At 48.8% G+C, this 15,200-nt stretch carries 15 protein-coding genes; 5 read left to right on the top strand and 10 right to left on the bottom strand.

Annotation, left to right across the window (positions count from 1 at the left end; genetic code table 11):
- The first annotated feature begins 1 nt into the window (after position 1).
- Both glgX and treZ read left to right on the top strand, forming a co-directional pair.
- On the top strand, positions 2-2,128 hold the full coding sequence (gene glgX / locus BC792_RS05565) for a glycogen debranching protein GlgX (RefSeq protein ID WP_148908000.1): 2,127 nt from the start codon (positions 2-4) through the stop codon (positions 2,126-2,128).
- Between the two features lie 8 nt (positions 2,129-2,136).
- Positions 2,137-3,951: a malto-oligosyltrehalose trehalohydrolase gene (gene treZ / locus BC792_RS05570; protein WP_148908001.1), complete on the top strand. Its 1,815-nt coding sequence runs from the start codon at positions 2,137-2,139 to the stop codon at positions 3,949-3,951.
- Positions 3,952-3,995: 44 nt separating this feature from the next.
- Here the strand turns inward: treZ and BC792_RS05575 are convergent, their stop codons facing one another.
- On the bottom strand, positions 3,996-4,454 hold the full coding sequence (locus BC792_RS05575; protein WP_148908002.1) for a ferritin-like domain-containing protein: 459 nt from the start codon (positions 4,452-4,454) through the stop codon (positions 3,996-3,998).
- Between the two features lie 184 nt (positions 4,455-4,638).
- Here BC792_RS05575 and BC792_RS05580 point away from each other — a divergent pair, with 184 nt between their 5' ends.
- On the top strand, positions 4,639-4,917 hold the full coding sequence (locus BC792_RS05580) for a hypothetical protein (protein ID WP_148908003.1): 279 nt from the start codon (positions 4,639-4,641) through the stop codon (positions 4,915-4,917).
- Between the two features lie 43 nt (positions 4,918-4,960).
- Here BC792_RS05580 and BC792_RS05585 read toward each other — a convergent pair whose 3' ends face one another.
- From BC792_RS05585 to BC792_RS05610, 6 genes are all read right to left on the bottom strand, one after another.
- Positions 4,961-5,548: a DUF4142 domain-containing protein gene (locus BC792_RS05585; RefSeq protein ID WP_148908004.1), complete on the bottom strand. Its 588-nt coding sequence runs from the start codon at positions 5,546-5,548 to the stop codon at positions 4,961-4,963.
- 140 nt (positions 5,549-5,688) lie between these two features.
- Positions 5,689-7,776, bottom strand: coding sequence for a DNA ligase D (gene ligD, locus BC792_RS05590; protein ID WP_246154866.1), 2,088 nt, complete (start codon positions 7,774-7,776; stop codon positions 5,689-5,691).
- Between the two features lie 421 nt (positions 7,777-8,197).
- A complete protein-coding gene (locus tag BC792_RS05595) occupies positions 8,198-8,995 on the bottom strand; it encodes a ZIP family metal transporter (RefSeq protein ID WP_148908006.1) in 798 nt (265 codons plus the stop codon).
- Between the two features lie 160 nt (positions 8,996-9,155).
- Complete coding sequence (locus tag BC792_RS05600; RefSeq protein ID WP_246154868.1) at positions 9,156-9,869, bottom strand: hypothetical protein; 714 nt, start codon at positions 9,867-9,869, stop codon at positions 9,156-9,158.
- A 281-nt stretch (positions 9,870-10,150) separates the two neighbouring features.
- The gene (locus BC792_RS05605) at positions 10,151-10,423 is read right to left on the bottom strand and encodes a hypothetical protein (RefSeq protein WP_148908007.1); all 273 of its coding nucleotides are present in this window, start codon (positions 10,421-10,423) and stop codon (positions 10,151-10,153) included.
- Between the two features lie 186 nt (positions 10,424-10,609).
- Positions 10,610-10,966: a winged helix-turn-helix transcriptional regulator gene (locus BC792_RS05610; protein ID WP_148908008.1), complete on the bottom strand. Its 357-nt coding sequence runs from the start codon at positions 10,964-10,966 to the stop codon at positions 10,610-10,612.
- Positions 10,967-11,117: 151 nt separating this feature from the next.
- Here BC792_RS05610 and BC792_RS18305 point away from each other — a divergent pair, with 151 nt between their 5' ends.
- Positions 11,118-11,279: a hypothetical protein gene (locus BC792_RS18305; protein ID WP_170249966.1), complete on the top strand. Its 162-nt coding sequence runs from the start codon at positions 11,118-11,120 to the stop codon at positions 11,277-11,279.
- A 13-nt stretch (positions 11,280-11,292) separates the two neighbouring features.
- On the opposite strand, the gene BC792_RS05615 is transcribed toward BC792_RS18305, so the two are convergent.
- From BC792_RS05615 to BC792_RS05625, 3 genes are read right to left on the bottom strand one after another with little or no spacing between them, the layout of a single operon-like run.
- Positions 11,293-12,018 (bottom strand): LytR/AlgR family response regulator transcription factor, encoded by a 726-nt coding sequence (locus BC792_RS05615; RefSeq protein ID WP_148908009.1) that lies wholly within the window; start codon positions 12,016-12,018, stop codon positions 11,293-11,295.
- Positions 12,019-12,061: 43 nt separating this feature from the next.
- Entirely contained in the window at positions 12,062-12,298 is a 237-nt protein-coding gene (locus tag BC792_RS05620; protein ID WP_148908010.1) for a hypothetical protein, read from the bottom strand.
- A gap of 7 nt (positions 12,299-12,305) precedes the next feature.
- Entirely contained in the window at positions 12,306-12,587 is a 282-nt protein-coding gene (locus BC792_RS05625) for a hypothetical protein (protein WP_148908011.1), read from the bottom strand.
- Between the two features lie 641 nt (positions 12,588-13,228).
- On the opposite strand from BC792_RS05625, the gene BC792_RS05630 reads away from it, so the two are divergent.
- Complete coding sequence (locus tag BC792_RS05630; RefSeq protein WP_170249967.1) at positions 13,229-15,184, top strand: tetratricopeptide repeat protein; 1,956 nt, start codon at positions 13,229-13,231, stop codon at positions 15,182-15,184.
- Positions 15,185-15,200: the final 16 nt, after the last annotated feature.

Genomic DNA, 15,200 nt, shown 5'->3' on the forward strand with positions numbered 1-15,200 from the left:
TATGGAAATAAAAACACGCACGGGATCGCCCTACCCTTTAGGGGCCACCTTTGACGGCAAAGGTGTCAACTTCTCGATTTACAGCGAAAATGCGGAAGCGGTAGAGCTATGTCTCTTTGACAGCCCCACAGATGCCGAAGAGTCTACCCGGATACGTATAAAAGAACGTACCCATCAGGTGTGGCACGTTTACATTCCCGATATCGGTCCCGGACAGCTGTATGGCTATCGCGTCTATGGAGCCTATGAACCCACCAACGGCTTACGGTTTAACCCACACAAGCTATTAATCGACCCGTATGCAAAAGCTATCAACGGCACCCTGCAATGGAACGATGCCCTTTTCGGCTATGAGGTGGGAAATCCAGATGGCGATTTAAGTTTCAGCGAGATAGACAGTGCACCTTTTATACCGAAGTGTGTCGTAATCGACACATCTTTCGACTGGGAGGGTGATACACCGCTACGGATTCCCATGCACAAAAGTATTATTTACGAGACACATGTTAAGGGATTTACTGCGACACATCCTGACATCCCTGAGGCGATCCGGGGAAGCTATTCGGCTCTTGCGCATCCAGCCTCTATATCCTATCTAAAGTCCTTAGGCGTAACCGCTATCGAGCTCATGCCGGTGCATCATTTTATTACGGACAGACATCTTCAGGAAAAAGGGCTTACCAACTATTGGGGATACAACACGATAGGGTTCTTCGCGCCGGACGTCCGCTATGCCGCCACGGGCACACACGGTGAGCAGGTCAGGGAATTTAAGGAGATGGTTAAAGCACTGCACCAAGCCGGCATAGAAGTAATACTGGATGTTGTATACAACCATACCGGCGAAGGAAACGAGATGGGACCCACCTTATCCTTCCGGGGAATAGACAATTCCGCGTACTATCGTCTCGCCGACGAACCACGATATTATATGGACTTCACTGGCACCGGAAATACGCTCAACGCACGTCTGCCAAACGTTTTACGACTGATCATGGACAGCCTCCGCTACTGGATACAGGAAATGCACGTCGACGGATTTCGGTTCGACCTGGCGTCGGCGCTTGCCCGGGAGCTACATGAAGTGGATAAATTGAGCTCTTTCTTTGACGTCATCCACCAAGATCCGGTCATATCACAGGCTAAACTCATCGCCGAGCCGTGGGATATAGGCGAAGGAGGCTATCAAGTGGGCGAATTTCCTCCAGGCTGGGCAGAGTGGAACGGAAAATACCGGGACTGCGTACGCGACTACTGGATCGGCGCGGATAGCATGTTAGGCGAGTTCGCCAATCGTATCACGGGCTCTTCAGACCTGTACCGCGACGATTACCGGACGCCAGCGGCAAGCATAAATTTCGTGACGGCACACGATGGCTTTACGCTACATGACCTCGTTACCTATAATGAGAAACACAACGAAGCGAATGGCGAAGACAATAATGATGGAGATAGCCACAACCGCTCCTGGAACTGTGGTGTGGAGGGGGAAACGACCGATGGGGAAATCAACGCGCTCAGGGCACAGCAGAAACGCAACCTGCTGACAACGCTCTTTCTCTCGCAAGGTGTTCCTATGCTGGTCGCAGGAGATGAATTCGGACGCACACAAAAAGGAAATAACAACGCCTACTGCCAGGATAACGAGATATCGTGGCTCAACTGGAAAGAGCAGGACGAGAAACTTCTGACCTTTACGAAACAGCTAATTGCCCTCCGCAAAGAGCACCCTATATTCTGCCGCAGAAAGTGGTTTCAAGGCATGCCGATTAAAGGTGCCGGTCTGGAGGACATCGCATGGTTTCTACCCGAAGGTACAGAGATGGAGGACTCTCACTGGCAAAACGACTTTGCCCGCTCTCTGGCTGTATTTTTGAATGGTCAGGGAATACGATCGCTCAATGACGACGGCACCAAAGTCGTGGATCAAAGCTTCTATATCATGTTCAACGCCTTTTGGGAACCTATTGAGTATACATTGCCGCCCATGAAATACAGTAAACGATGGGTGAAGGTACTCGATACGGCTTTCGAAAAGATTGAACGATCGGAAGAATTCGAAGCCGAGCAGAAAGTAAAGGTCGGCCCCCGTTCTATCGTCGTGCTTATGGCTACTGAAAAAATATAACACGCAACATGGACACTACGAAAGGAAAACAACCAGGTGTAACGCTACGTGACGGAACAGCCCATATTCAAGTATGGGCACCGCTGGCGGAGGCTGTATCGCTACACGCCTATCAACCAGATGTTGAGGTCGAGCTGGCGAAAGACGAGCACGGATACTGGTGCGGCAAATCGGATCAGCTGCACGACGGCCAGAAATATCATTTTCGGGTCGATGGCCGCATGTTACCAGATCCGGCCTCCCGCTCACAGCCCGAAGGCGTGCATGGACCATCAGCAGTCCTCGACATAAGCTACGATTGGACAGACTACGACTTCCGTCCGCCCCACCCTCGCGATCTCATCATCTACGAACTGCATGTCGGGACGTTTTCCCAACAAGGAAACTTCGATGGCGTTATTGAACGTCTTCCTTATTTGAAAGCATTGGGCATCAATGCGATTGAAATTATGCCGGTTTCGCAGTTCCCGGGGGAGCGCAACTGGGGTTACGATGGCGTATTCAGTTTTGCCGTTCAGTACAGCTACGGAGGCGCGGGAGCCTTGCAAAGGTTGGTGGATGCCTGCCACAAGCACGGAATAGCTGTTGTCCTGGACGTCGTATACAATCATTTTGGTCCCGAAGGAAACTATTTGCCGGCGTTTGGCCCTTATTTTACGGACAAGTATCAAACACCATGGGGTCAGGCCGTCAACTACGACGATGCCTGGAACGTCGGTATCCGCGACTTTGTGGTGGAGAACGTGCGTATGTGGTTTCGGGATTTCCACATCGATGCCCTGCGGCTTGATGCTGTACACGCTATCCGGGATTTCAGTCCGTCGCATATTTTACAGGACATACGGAGAGCGACGGATCACCTCATCAAACAGAAGGACCGTCCATATTATCTGTTCGTAGAGTGCGACCTAAATGACCGGCGCTTCCTGGAGCCCTTGGAGAAGAACGGGTTTGCCATTGATGCGCAGTGGCTGGATGAATTTCATCACGCCCTACGTGTATCCATCGGCGAACAGCGGATCGGATACTACCGCGAATTTGAACCTGTGTCGCATCTCGCAAAGGCGTATCACACAGCTTATGTCTTCGATGGAACGTTCTCCTCCCATCGCAAAAAATTCTTCGGAAGCAGTGCGGAGGGCTTGGCCGGTGAGCGCTTTATCGTGTTCTCACAAAACCACGATCAGGTTGGCAACAGAATGCTCGGAGAGCGAAGCAGTATGCTCTATACCGCCGACGTGCAACGTCTGGCAGCTATGGCTGTTCTTGTGTCCCCTTTCATCCCTCTCCTTTTTATGGGCGAGGAGTGGGCTGCTAAGACGCCATTCTTATATTTTGTCAGCCACAGCGACAATAAACTTATCAAAGCGGTACAGGAGGGCAGACGTGCTGAGTTCGCCGACTTCCACCATGAGGGCGACGTACCAGACCCGCAATCGGAAAGCACGTTCGAACGGTCCATACTGAACTGGAACGAGATAGCAGAAGAGCCACACAAGCGCATATTAGCGTACTATCAAGCTCTTATCCAGCTGCGCACATCTAATCAGGTACTAAAGAACTACAACCGTCGGGACCTGCGGATAGACTACGAAGCACAAAAGCAGTCAATCGTCCTGACTATGACGCATGAGGCTTCTGTACTTCTATGCGTTCTTAATTTCTCGACGAGTAATCAGACCTTCCCGCTGCCCCATGGAAAGTGGACCAAGATCTGGGATAGTGCTGATGCCAGGTGGGGCGGCCGTTCCGTAAGCCCCCACCAATGCCAGGGCGAGCTCCCCGTAACGGCATTGTCGGGAGCCATTTATCAACATGATTAATGTCTCCTATAGAAAGGAAGCCGGTTCTGGGACAAGCTTCCTTTCTATGCGTTTTGGCTCCGATCGGCCTCGTCACGAAGCCTTTTTATTTCATCGTGTGCGTTGTTAATTGCGACCGCCTGTTCCTTGACCAGCGCCACCGCTTCGCCGCCCAGTGCGCCATCCGACAGAACGCTGTTATAGGCGTCTGCAATGGCATCCTCGCCACGCTCAGCCTCACGCAGGATGCTAAGCCGGTCGTTAGCTCCGAACAGTGTCTTTACGTCGATCCATACGCGATGGAGCGTCCCTGTCACCGTGTTTCCTGTTTCGATGTCGCCTCCGACGGCTGCCACCAACGTATTTAGCTCCGCCGAAAACCGTCTGCTCTGCCCGCTGTAACGCTGAAAGAGTTCTTTCAGGTCGGCATTTTCGTCGGCAATATCCTGCATTGCCTTTTCGAACCCGGCGACGCGATCATTGTTAAGTTCTATCAGGTCATTTAGTGCTGCTATTTTTGCCATGATGTGTCCTCCTCTTTCGGAATAAACTGCAAAATTCAATCCATGTTGTATTTAGTTTGTACGCGTTACACGCGGAAAGATACGTAGCGGGATGGCGTACTATATTTTTTATTACCGTATTTATCAGACTCGGCAAATTCGTCTCTCAAGGTAGCTACTGCGTATCTTTGTGGTAAAGGTGAATATGAATCGCGAAGAGTTAAAAAGAGTTGGACCGCAGCTGTCGGCCAGTAAAAGTGGGGACGGCACTATTACCAAAACTATTTATCAGGTGAGTTTCGGAGGCGACGTGGTGGGAGTTGGCATGTTTGAAAGTGATAGAGACGACTGTAAGTTGGCGTTTGTCAAAGCTGCAGCTTCGCAACGGTCTCTTCTTTGTGAGCTCACGGACGATTTCCCTATCGAACCGAATGACATCTACCACTTAAAGAGACTTTATACCGAACTTTTTCCCGCCTCCTGATCATTAAAAAAACGGCCAGCCGATCGGCTGGCCAGACATAAAGTTATTTTACTTCGGAACGTATCTGTTTGATAAGGTCCAGATGATGCCGGACGATCGGCGTATTTTTTTCTGCAAAGGCTTTTAACGCGGAGTCGTTTAACTTTGTACTGCCTTCTTCCATTAAAGACAACGTCTTCTCGTGTCCCTCGACCATCGCTTCTACATAGGCTTTATCAAAGTCGGCACCGGATTTTGTCTTTAGCTGGTCCAGTTTGTTACTATGCTCCAGATCCAATGTCGCGGGCAGCATAATCTGCTTGGCGCCAGCAATACTTTTAAGCTCTTCATTCGCTTTGTCGTGATCCCGCACCATCATTGACGCAAAATCCTTAACCTTGGCATGGTCTGCTTTTTCCAACGCGAGCTTCCCGAACTCCACTTCGGCCATACCACTAATAGCAGCTTTAGTTGCAAATGTCGTATCACCAGCAATGATCGCGGCGCTATCGGCGTTGGCGCCGACACCGCTATCTACTGCCACCGAGTTAGAATCTGCAGCATCCGATTTGTCGTTGCGGACACCGTTGTTACACGCGGCTGCCAGGCACATCGTGCTTGTTACACCAAGTAAATAGATTAATTTTTTCATAGGACTGTTTTTTATGAGTTTTTCATTGTTTATTCGCGACCTCTGCCTTCATAATGACCAATAACCCGAGGCCCGTCGTACGTGTCTGCGTCCTGATACCGCCCCTCCGTTCCGTCAGGGCTGGACGCCCCCTAGACCCCTTACAGCTTTGCGGATAATTTCTCAGTAATCTTCTTCAGGTCGATTCCTTTCCCAAGTACCGGCTTAAAAATATCTCCTTCGCTACGGACGCGGTCGACGGCGTTAAAAATGGTGAAATCGCTTATCTTAAGCCCCTTCTTAACTTCGTCCCAATGAAGCGGCATCGACACTGTCGCGCCGGGCTTAGGACGTACCGAGTACGCGCAGGCAATCGTCGCATGAGGGCGGTTCTGCAGAAAATCCAGATACATCTTCCCTTTCCTATCTTTTATAATACGCTCTATACTTGTGTACTCAGGCAGTTCATGGTGTACGAGCGTAACAATCAAACGTGCAAACTCCTTAGATTGCTCATATGTGTATTTATTCCCCAGTGGAATATAGATATGTAGACCTGTGGAGCCGCTTGTTTTGCAATAACAGGGAGCGCCCATGTCGTCTAGAATATCCTTTGTGACGCGGGCTGCTTCTATCACCTGATCGAAAGAATTCTTATCGGGGTCGAGGTCGATGACACAAAATGTCGGATGCTCCGGTTTCTTCACTGTGCTTGTCCAGGGGTTCATCTCGATACATCCAAGATTGGCCATATACAAAAGCGTCGCTTCGTCTTTTCCTACCAGATAATGCCTATCGCGGTTATCGGAATCGCTCGTATAAAGATAAGTTTCCATCCATGCGGGCGCTTTTCCTGTGACATCTTTATAATAAAAGCCCTCTCCGCGGATCCCGTCGGGAAAGCGATTCATGCTTTGAGGCCGATCTTTTAGATAAGGCAAAATATACGGAGCCATCTGGTAGTAGTAATTAATCAGGTCACGTTTAGTTATCCCTTCATCGGGCCAAAATATTTTATTTAGGTTTGTGAACTTCAGCTCGTGTTTGTTCACCGTTCTGACCTGCGTTTTGTCCTTGGGATTGAGCAGCGTTTTCCGCGGCGCCTTTCCCCGTGAGGGCACTACGTTCGGACCGGCTGACGGCACAACGCCAGCCGAATGTTCTTCTCTCTCGAGTACAACATCTTGAGCCCGCTTATCTGTGCGCATCCCCTCGAACGAGGGATGACGCATTACGCCGTCGCCCGTCAGCTCGGTGTAATTGACCTCGCACACCAGCTCGGGGCGTAGCCACGTCACTGTTGCGTGCGGCGGATCATGACGGAACCTAGAGGGTTTATTGATATCAGGTTCTTCCGAAAACGGTGTCTTATCGATGACGAGAGGCTCAAAAAGCTCGATCATCTCCGCTTGCATCTTTCCGTTAAAGCCAGTTCCTACCTTGCCGGTATATACAAGCGTACCGTTGTCATAGACACCTATTAACAAACTACTGAACAGCTTTTTAGATCCTTCGTTCAAGGTGTATCCTCCGATCACCACCTCTTGGCGTTTACTCGCTTTTATCTTTAGCCAGTCCTTGGTCCGGTCGTGCAGGCGGTAGCGGCTGTCCTTCCGTTTTGCCATAATTCCTTCCAGTCCCATATCCCTCGCAGCTTCCAGAAACTGTGTACCGGAGGTGTCGAACTCCTCGCTGATCAGCACCGTGTCGCTTGACGGAAGAATCTTCCTTAAAACGGCCTTCCTCTCGGTCAGCGCAAGTTCTTTTAAATCCTTGCCCTCATACCACAAAATATCGAATACGTAATAGACAAGATCACCGTCGGCCTCGCTTCGCCAATTCTGCAAGGCGCCGAAATTAGCCTGTCCGTTTTCCCGAAGCACGACGACCTCACCGTCGATCACGGCCGACAGGTTCATCTGCTTAAGTTCATCATATATGGGGTAGAACTTTTCGTTGAAACTCTTACCGTTTCTGGATTTTAGGTCCACCTGGGCCCCATCCATGAACGCCAACGCACGATACCCGTCCCACTTCACTTCATAAAGCCAATCCTCGCTGTCAAACGGTCGATCGACCAACGTAGCCAGCATCGGTTCCACCGCTACGTAAAATGGTTGTATTGGACATTTTTTCAGAAGGCCCGTAATGGAGGCGCTTCCACCCTTCTTTTTTAGCGGTTTGCCGTCGAGTTGCGTGTCAATGACCTTGGACGCATCGCTCTTCGTCTTCTCTTTTGCTTTTTCCATATTGCTTTTTCCATTTCGTTTGTCCGCCATAGCCGTTAAAACACAAAAAACGGATCTGTCCCGCATGGCGTTCCGACTCACCTGCTCCCGTCCTGGGAGACAGTCGGCTTGTTAAAGCACAAAAAAAGGGTGAAAAGGTTTCATCTTCCGGCGGAAGACGGGTATCTCGCCGTAACCATGGCCGCGATGGATCCGGGTCTGCTATACAATAAGCACTGGCCGTAGGCGTTCAACATTCGGAAATAGCAAGATACCCCGCTCTTAGACGGGGATATCTTCTGTTTTTGCACACTAAACCGCATCAGATGGGTTGTGATGAGCTGCTGCCATGGGCAGCGGCACTTACGGCTTCTTGTTCAGCACATCGAAATAGTAGCTTTTAATGGCATAAGGAAGGTTGACCGACTCACTCGGTATATAATTAAGGAGTGTGATCGTGGCTGTGCCGGCGGTGGTCATGATCATGGTGGTCATGATCGTGGTGATGCCCGCCAAATAGCATGCCCCCCAACGATAGTAGAATGCCGATAACAATTGCCAGTATCTTTTTCTTATTAAAGGTATGATGATCCGGCGATCCCGATTCAAAGAGTATGGTTGTAGAAACGTGTAGAAAAATGCCGATCACAACAGCCATCATCTTGTCGAAATACAGGGAAAGGTTACCAACGGCGTGGTCGCTTATTCCTTTACTTACCAAAAAGCCGGCAGGTGTCATTACTGCAAATAGAGCTATACATACAATAAGCGTAGAGCGCGGCACATTAGCCATAAGGAGCAAGCTCCCCAGGGCGAAAGCGGCCGGTATATGATGTACGGCGATTCCGAACACGAGCTGCATCTGTTGTTCGGCAACAATTGGCATCCCTTCGAGAAAGCCATGCAGACATAAACTCAGGAGCACAGCGAGCGGAAATGCAGCCGTCCGACCTTTTTCAATATGCACATGTCCATGCTCAACACCTTGGGAAAAATACTCCAGAAAAAGCTGAAACAAAAAGCCGCCGAGCACATATAGTCCAATCGTATGTATACCCTCACCGGTTCCACTGTAAACGTGCGGAATGAGATGAAGTATAGTCAGTCCAAAAAGATAAGCGCCGCTAAAGGACAAGACCAGCTTTAAGAAGGTAGAACTATCTTTTTTTACAAAAAGAACAGCCAGCCCGCTAATAAAAGCGGAGAAAAACAGCACCGCGACAACGACAATAGGATTCATTTTTTTATTTTTATTTTAACGTTAGAAAAGCTTAAAGCCTTCAGCATTGCAGCTGCAATTAGTGTGGAGATTAAGTGGAAGCGTACCTATTACCGTCCATTATCCATACATTGCGACCGGACCTGTGTCCGGCCGCAAAATCTATATCGCATCCTAAACATCAATGGCTATGCCCGTGTTCCGCATGGATCTCGAACTTCAGCTCTAAAATATTTTCTCCCGGAAAAGCGGTCGTGTAGTCGCTCCGGTTCCAATCGGTACGTTCAATTTTGGCTTTTGTTTCAGGCGTTACTTTACGAAGTATGTACGTAACATTTTTCGTGGCTCCTTCGTTATCATGCCCTACAGTAAAATAAGACAAAATACCCGTTACCTCGTATTTGCCATTCACGGCTTCGCCGTTTCCGTAAACTTTCTCGCGTGGCTGAAAGATTGCACCGCTTTCCGTTGACGAATTCGGATTTAAAATAAAATTGCCACCTATCAGAAAAGCTTTATACTGATCAGCTGTCGGCTTATCAGCGATAAAATCGCCCTGCACTTCCCTACCTTCGTGGTTCCACGCTTTTAGCTCGATTTTGTAGGCAGCGTCAGCCTCAAGATGAAGATGCCCATTTTTTGTAGCGTTCCCGTTTTCATCAAAAGATACCGTGATGGATTCCCCTTCCACGCCGGCATCCAGACCATGGAAATGGTCTCCATGCGCTTCAACCGATTCCCCTGTTACTTCTGTGAATACTAACTCAGACCGGACGATACCTTCCTTGACGGGCTCCACATCATCGTTGTCGCTGCTGCACGAAGTAAAACTTACAGCGCCTAGACTGATGGCCACAAAGGCCACAAATAACCTAATTTGTTTTGTTGTTTTCATATTTATATAATTTATCCTATTTGTTATTTCCAATTAAACTCTATATCGATTCACCTGTTAAAGTGGCTATTAAAGCAACAGAGTTGCAAACATATAAAAAATACACTTTAAAAGCAACAAAGATGCGTTTATTTAAAAGAGTCGATATGGGTGGGATAAAATTAAGGCGGACATATGCCCGTATGAACCGGAAACCGGCGGAAAGAAAGAAGATGTATGGTCAGATCCTATTGTGCTTTGATAGGTAGAGGATGTCGTTGGAAGTGAAAGGTTGGAAGGCGCTATTTAAATAGCATGGCGTAAAGTCGTCCTAATTGGACCATGTCAAACCGGTCAATAGTATAGCCACTGGAAAGGTGGCCTAATATGGTCTTCGTGCCCGAGCTGTCTGTAATGAAGGCAAACGTACAGTCGGCATTATCGTTATGAAATAGTCCTACCCCCACCACCTTACCATCGAAAGCTACATAGTAAAAACGTTTCGTCAGGGTTCCATCCGCCGTAGTTCCTTCAAATAAAGGGTCTCCAACCTTCACAAGGTCTTCTCTTTCCATTACATAACTAGATTAATAAACGCTAATATAAGTGATTAGGTAGTTAAAAAATGTTGTTTTTTTCTTGTAACAAACAAGTTTCGCAATGGTTTGCCTATTACCTCAAATATCTGGGAGACGTGTAGCAAATCCCTAACGCTCCGGCGGTTGTTTTACGCTGTTATGAAACTAGTTAACGCGGCACGCTTAGACTAGCGTCCTGTGTTTCTTCCCCCATTGTTCCAATTGCTCAATAATGGGCTTCAATTCGTAGCCAATTGGAGTAAGTTCGTACTCTACTCGAGGAGGTACCTCCGCATAAACCGTTCGGGTCACGATCTTTCGCTCCTCCAATTTACGCAGCTGTAGCACGAGCATACGCTCCGTAATATTGGGCAGTTTATTCCGCAGCTCGCCAAACCGCAGCTTACCCCCCAACAGCCAGGAACAGATAACTAAAGCCCACTGTCCGCCGATGATATTCGCCGCGTAAACTTCCGAACATTCTTCAGCCAACGCCTGTTTATTCGCAAAATTTGTAGAGGTTTCTTTTATCTTCGACATAGCTTACATTTCTTACAGCACCATATAACCGAACGCTAATCTACTTATTCTAGCCGGCCTATTTATTTTTGTATTGTAATATTTTTTCTTGACCACAAAAACTCACCGGCGTTAACATGCCGGCGTACGCCACTAGCTTATCAATAAACGGATGGGTGAAGAACTCAGTTATCCCGAGAAGTCGCCCATGTGTCAGCTCCACGAGGAATATCCCGACAAAAAGGCTAATGTGAGACTAACAAAACGGATAGAACAATACCAAGGAGCCCGGTATCGCATTTCTAACCCTAAAAGTGGACTACGGAAGTTTTAACATACGGCCAGGCCTAGATCAAGAGCATCTGAATGACATATATATAGCTGCGACTAACCGAAATCTCCACGTTATTTTCCAGCACCAAAAACAGCCGGCCTCTTTCTTTGCGTATGGCTACGACATAGGAAAGGCTGACCAAAAACGATCGGTGTACCCGCAGGAAAATGGACGGGTCAAGACGCTGTTCAATAACGCCGATTCCGTAAGCGCTTACATATTCGCCGCTTTCCGTGTAGATAATGCTATAGTCTCTCGCGGCTTTGATATAGCGTATCTCTTCTACCAGGATTTTCTTGAACCGAACGCCGTCTTCAGCAAACACCGCTGTGGGAAACTTCGCACTTCGCTCGAGCCACCGTGGCGTCTGCTGAAACAAAGCTAACGCGAGCTGTTGAAACAGACGGTCTCCCCTCGTCTTGCTAAGCGGAACACGTATGTAGCTAAAAACAGGTTTTTTAGGAACGTGAATAGGATTCATCCCACACCCGAGCAGCACGACCGTCAATGGACTGTTGCAAAACTGGTCCGCTATCTCTCCTTCGTCTGCCCAATACAGCGACGCATCGATCAACAGGACGTCAGGTACAAAGGAGTTAACCAGTCGAACAGTGTGCGCGCTGTCTGTCGATTCGCCGACAACACGGAACCCCTTCTTAAGATTAAGGAGCGTCCGTACATCGTCTATCGTCGCCGATTCGGGATGTGCTATTACGACGGTCTTTGTTAAGTAGTTCATAGTTTTCGCACGGAGGATGTTGATGTTGTTATCTACGCTTCTTTCACCGCTTTTCACGCATTGACTTAATCAACCTATAGGAGACTGCTGATGCTACGGCACACAACAGAATATTGCCCAGAAGAAAGCCCGCCCCGAATGCGCTTAGATCGCCTTCCGTAAAATATAGTGTATTATATACTTCTGCCGTGGTTATGAACACCAAGGCCAGGAAGGCTGCCTGCATGAGACGTAAAAAGCCGTATCGGACGAATACGCGGAATACACTTCTTTTTTTCATACTGTGTTTATGTAGTTTTACAATGCACGTCGTATAAACCCAATGTCATACCGGAAAGCAGCCCATCCATAAATGGCCTCATACGGGAGCTATCTTTGGGACGGAGGCTGGTTTTCATTCCGGCAGATCCTCCTTTGGACGACGTACGTTTATATACGGCATAATGGTAACGCTTCACTTCATCCTGGTCTCCGATCTTGCGGGCGATCCGGGGCGATGCTGCGTGCGCTGTATCGCATGGCAGGATAAGCAATGCTGTAGAACAGTAATAAATCAGTATTCTTTTCATGATATTCATTTGCAGATCTAAATACGTGCTGACGTGGCCGCATCAAAACCAGGATGCGACATATCAGCAACAGCCATTTTCACGCGACGCTTCTCCGTGTCCTTCATGCCGAATAGAACAATTGTAATCCAAATAAAATATTTTCGCACGACGATCCTCCTTCTCTGCCTCCACAGCCTCCTTTTGTCCTCTACGCAATCGCAAAAGTCGTAACAATAGGGTTAGAGCTTTATTTATAGTATTTTTCATCCGGTTTAGTTTTTATGTAAGAGACTTTACGTTGGCACCGCGTCGGTGTTCCGCTTAGAGCACTGCGAAACTAAGAGGATAGGGCTCGAAAAAAAACTGTAGTACCCCGTAATCGGTCATTTTCCGTATTGCTACGGAACACAGGCATATCTGAACAGCTGATAGCCGGTAGCCCGCTCATCGATACAAATCTAGGCTTGGTCGATTGCTCCTGCAATTTGTCGAAACGGCGACATATAAATGTAAAACTAGTTCTATATTCACCTTGAAGTTGATCATATACAACCTACGGACGATCTAAACTGGGAGATCTCATGTATGCATCAATCAAACACGTAAACAGAATACATCTTCGACGAAATATGGGCATATGCCGGCTAACATCGTTACACATGCACGTACATTGCGTATGTCTTTTGGCTCTCGCCTTACCCTCGACCGCCTCGCCGGCAATCGGCCGCTCGGATACTTCGAAGGTTTTTGAATGGGTAGAACTAGCTAAAGACAAACAAAAAAAAGGAATGCCCGACTCGGCCGAGTATTACTTCAAACGCGCCGGCGAACTGGCCACTATATTGGACTATGATAAAGGAAAGCTCTCTTTTGCAGGAAACTATAGCGTCTTTCTTTACGAGCAGGTCCGCTTCGACGAGGCCATGGAATACGCGCAGCAAGCTCTCGAAATCAGTCAGCGCCTCCAAAACCGCACGAAAATGGCAGCGGCGTACAACAATATAGCCTTGCAGCACCAGGCGCGGGGACGCCTGAAAAATGCGGCACATCATCTGATGAAAGCGCTCGAGATTTCCTCAGGAATCCAAAATCCGACCAGCCAGAACCTTTCCGACAGAAGGAAGTACCTCAACAACCTGAGCTCGCTGTTCCTCGATCTTCACGATCTGGAAAAAGGACTCCAATACGCGTGGCAGTCGTTCGAAATTGCCCAACAGCTGCGCGACACGGTATCTATGGGAAATAGCCTGATTAACGTCATGGTAGCTGAAGCGATGTCGGGAAAGCTCGCCAGTGCGATACGACATGGTAAACAATATTTAGCCATTGGCCGCGCTTATGGTGATTTACAGATGGAAATAAAGGCCCTAAACAATCTTGCCGACGTCTATCGGATGCAAAAGCTGTATGCCCGCGCACTGACAACGTTCCAGCAGGCGCTTTCCATCACCCCCGCATCCATGCCCGGAAATGAGGTTTATACCCTATCGGGAATATCACGTGTCTATATGGAAATGGGAAATCCCCGTAAAGCAAAGGAGCACTTCGTGCGTGCATTCCAATTGGCACAGACCGAGCTGGCCAAGCCACAGCTCGTTGACATGTACGAAACCGGGGCCGACATAGAAGAAGCACTCGGTGATTACAGGCAGGCACTCGATCTGCATAAGAAACATGCCGCACTGAAGGACTCCCTCCGCGATCAGGAGACAGAGAAAACCATACAAGAACTTGAAGTGCGTTACGAGACAGCTCAACACCGGAAGAGTATTGCCGAACGGGACCTTAAGATCGTTGAGCAGGCAGCCGAATTAAGCCGAAAGGACAAATGGCTTGTGATTTATATTTTTTCGTTGTTGATTCTCATATCCGGACTTGTCGGCATCCGCCTGCTCAATAGGCAGAAACGTCGTGTCCAGGCTGCCGAGCTGGAGAAAAAACTCGTCGAAGCCCAGCTCGCCGGCGAAGAAAAAGAACGGGCACGGACAGCTAAGGAGCTGCATGACGGGGTTGCCAGCATCTTGTCGGCAGCAAGGATGCAAATCGACACACCGCTGTCCTACGACAATCCGCGCGCCGCCTTCCAGGACGTCGGACAGCTCCTAGACATCGCCGTGCGGGAAGTACGTAACATCTCCCACAACCTGGCGCCGGAGATGATTCTTCAGGAGGGTTTCGCCGATGCTATCCATTCATTCTGCAGACGCATAAATAAACCGGGCTTTCAGCTGGACTGCTACATACTGGGGGAACTGCCCAACCTGCAACAGAGTGCACAGCTTGCCATTTACCGTGCTATCCAGGAATGCGTCACCAATATGCTTAAACACGCCGACGCAACCTGCGGCATCGTGCAGCTTGCATGCGAAAAGGATCGCCTGTCGATTACTGTCGAAGACAACGGCAAGGGCTTCGACGCAGAAGGCATATGGGTTAAAGGCATCGGCTTCGCCAATCTACAATCCCGTATGCGGTTCTTAAACGGGACGCTCGACATCCGGTCTTTCCCTGGCCGTGGCACGTCCGTATTCATGGAGATCGACTGCTCCGTCCATAAAGACCGTCAGCAGGGAATAGCCATTGAACAAGAGCTGGCGACAACATCGTTAAGTTAGTCATTACATCACGTAC

The organism is Sphingobacterium allocomposti (assembly GCF_008124885.1).
Classification (GTDB): Bacteria; Bacteroidota; Bacteroidia; order Sphingobacteriales; family Sphingobacteriaceae; genus Sphingobacterium; species Sphingobacterium allocomposti.

What these genes read in the sequence shown, in the direction of transcription:
- BC792_RS05605 (WP_148908007.1), bottom strand. Translation starts at nt 10,423, where the DNA reads ATGGAAAGAGAAGACCTTGTGAAGGTTGGAGACCCTTTATTTGAAGGA.
- BC792_RS05610 (WP_148908008.1), bottom strand. Translation starts at nt 10,966, where the DNA reads ATGTCGAAGATAAAAGAAACCTCTACAAATTTTGCGAATAAACAGGCG.
- BC792_RS05595 (WP_148908006.1), bottom strand. Translation starts at nt 8,995, where the DNA reads ATGAATCCTATTGTCGTTGTCGCGGTGCTGTTTTTCTCCGCTTTTATT.
- BC792_RS05630 (WP_170249967.1), top strand. Translation starts at nt 13,229, where the DNA reads ATGCACGTACATTGCGTATGTCTTTTGGCTCTCGCCTTACCCTCGACC.
- glgX (WP_148908000.1), top strand. Translation starts at nt 2, where the DNA reads ATGGAAATAAAAACACGCACGGGATCGCCCTACCCTTTAGGGGCCACC.
- BC792_RS05575 (WP_148908002.1), bottom strand. Translation starts at nt 4,454, where the DNA reads ATGGCAAAAATAGCAGCACTAAATGACCTGATAGAACTTAACAATGAT.
- BC792_RS05600 (WP_246154868.1), bottom strand. Translation starts at nt 9,869, where the DNA reads ATGAAAACAACAAAACAAATTAGGTTATTTGTGGCCTTTGTGGCCATC.
- BC792_RS05585 (WP_148908004.1), bottom strand. Translation starts at nt 5,548, where the DNA reads ATGAAAAAATTAATCTATTTACTTGGTGTAACAAGCACGATGTGCCTG.
- BC792_RS05620 (WP_148908010.1), bottom strand. Translation starts at nt 12,298, where the DNA reads ATGAAAAAAAGAAGTGTATTCCGCGTATTCGTCCGATACGGCTTTTTA.
- BC792_RS18305 (WP_170249966.1), top strand. Translation starts at nt 11,118, where the DNA reads ATGGGTGAAGAACTCAGTTATCCCGAGAAGTCGCCCATGTGTCAGCTC.
- BC792_RS05615 (WP_148908009.1), bottom strand. Translation starts at nt 12,018, where the DNA reads ATGAACTACTTAACAAAGACCGTCGTAATAGCACATCCCGAATCGGCG.
- BC792_RS05625 (WP_148908011.1), bottom strand. Translation starts at nt 12,587, where the DNA reads ATGAAAAGAATACTGATTTATTACTGTTCTACAGCATTGCTTATCCTG.
- treZ (WP_148908001.1), top strand. Translation starts at nt 2,137, where the DNA reads ATGGACACTACGAAAGGAAAACAACCAGGTGTAACGCTACGTGACGGA.
- BC792_RS05580 (WP_148908003.1), top strand. Translation starts at nt 4,639, where the DNA reads ATGAATCGCGAAGAGTTAAAAAGAGTTGGACCGCAGCTGTCGGCCAGT.
- ligD (WP_246154866.1), bottom strand. Translation starts at nt 7,776, where the DNA reads ATGGAAAAAGCAAAAGAGAAGACGAAGAGCGATGCGTCCAAGGTCATT.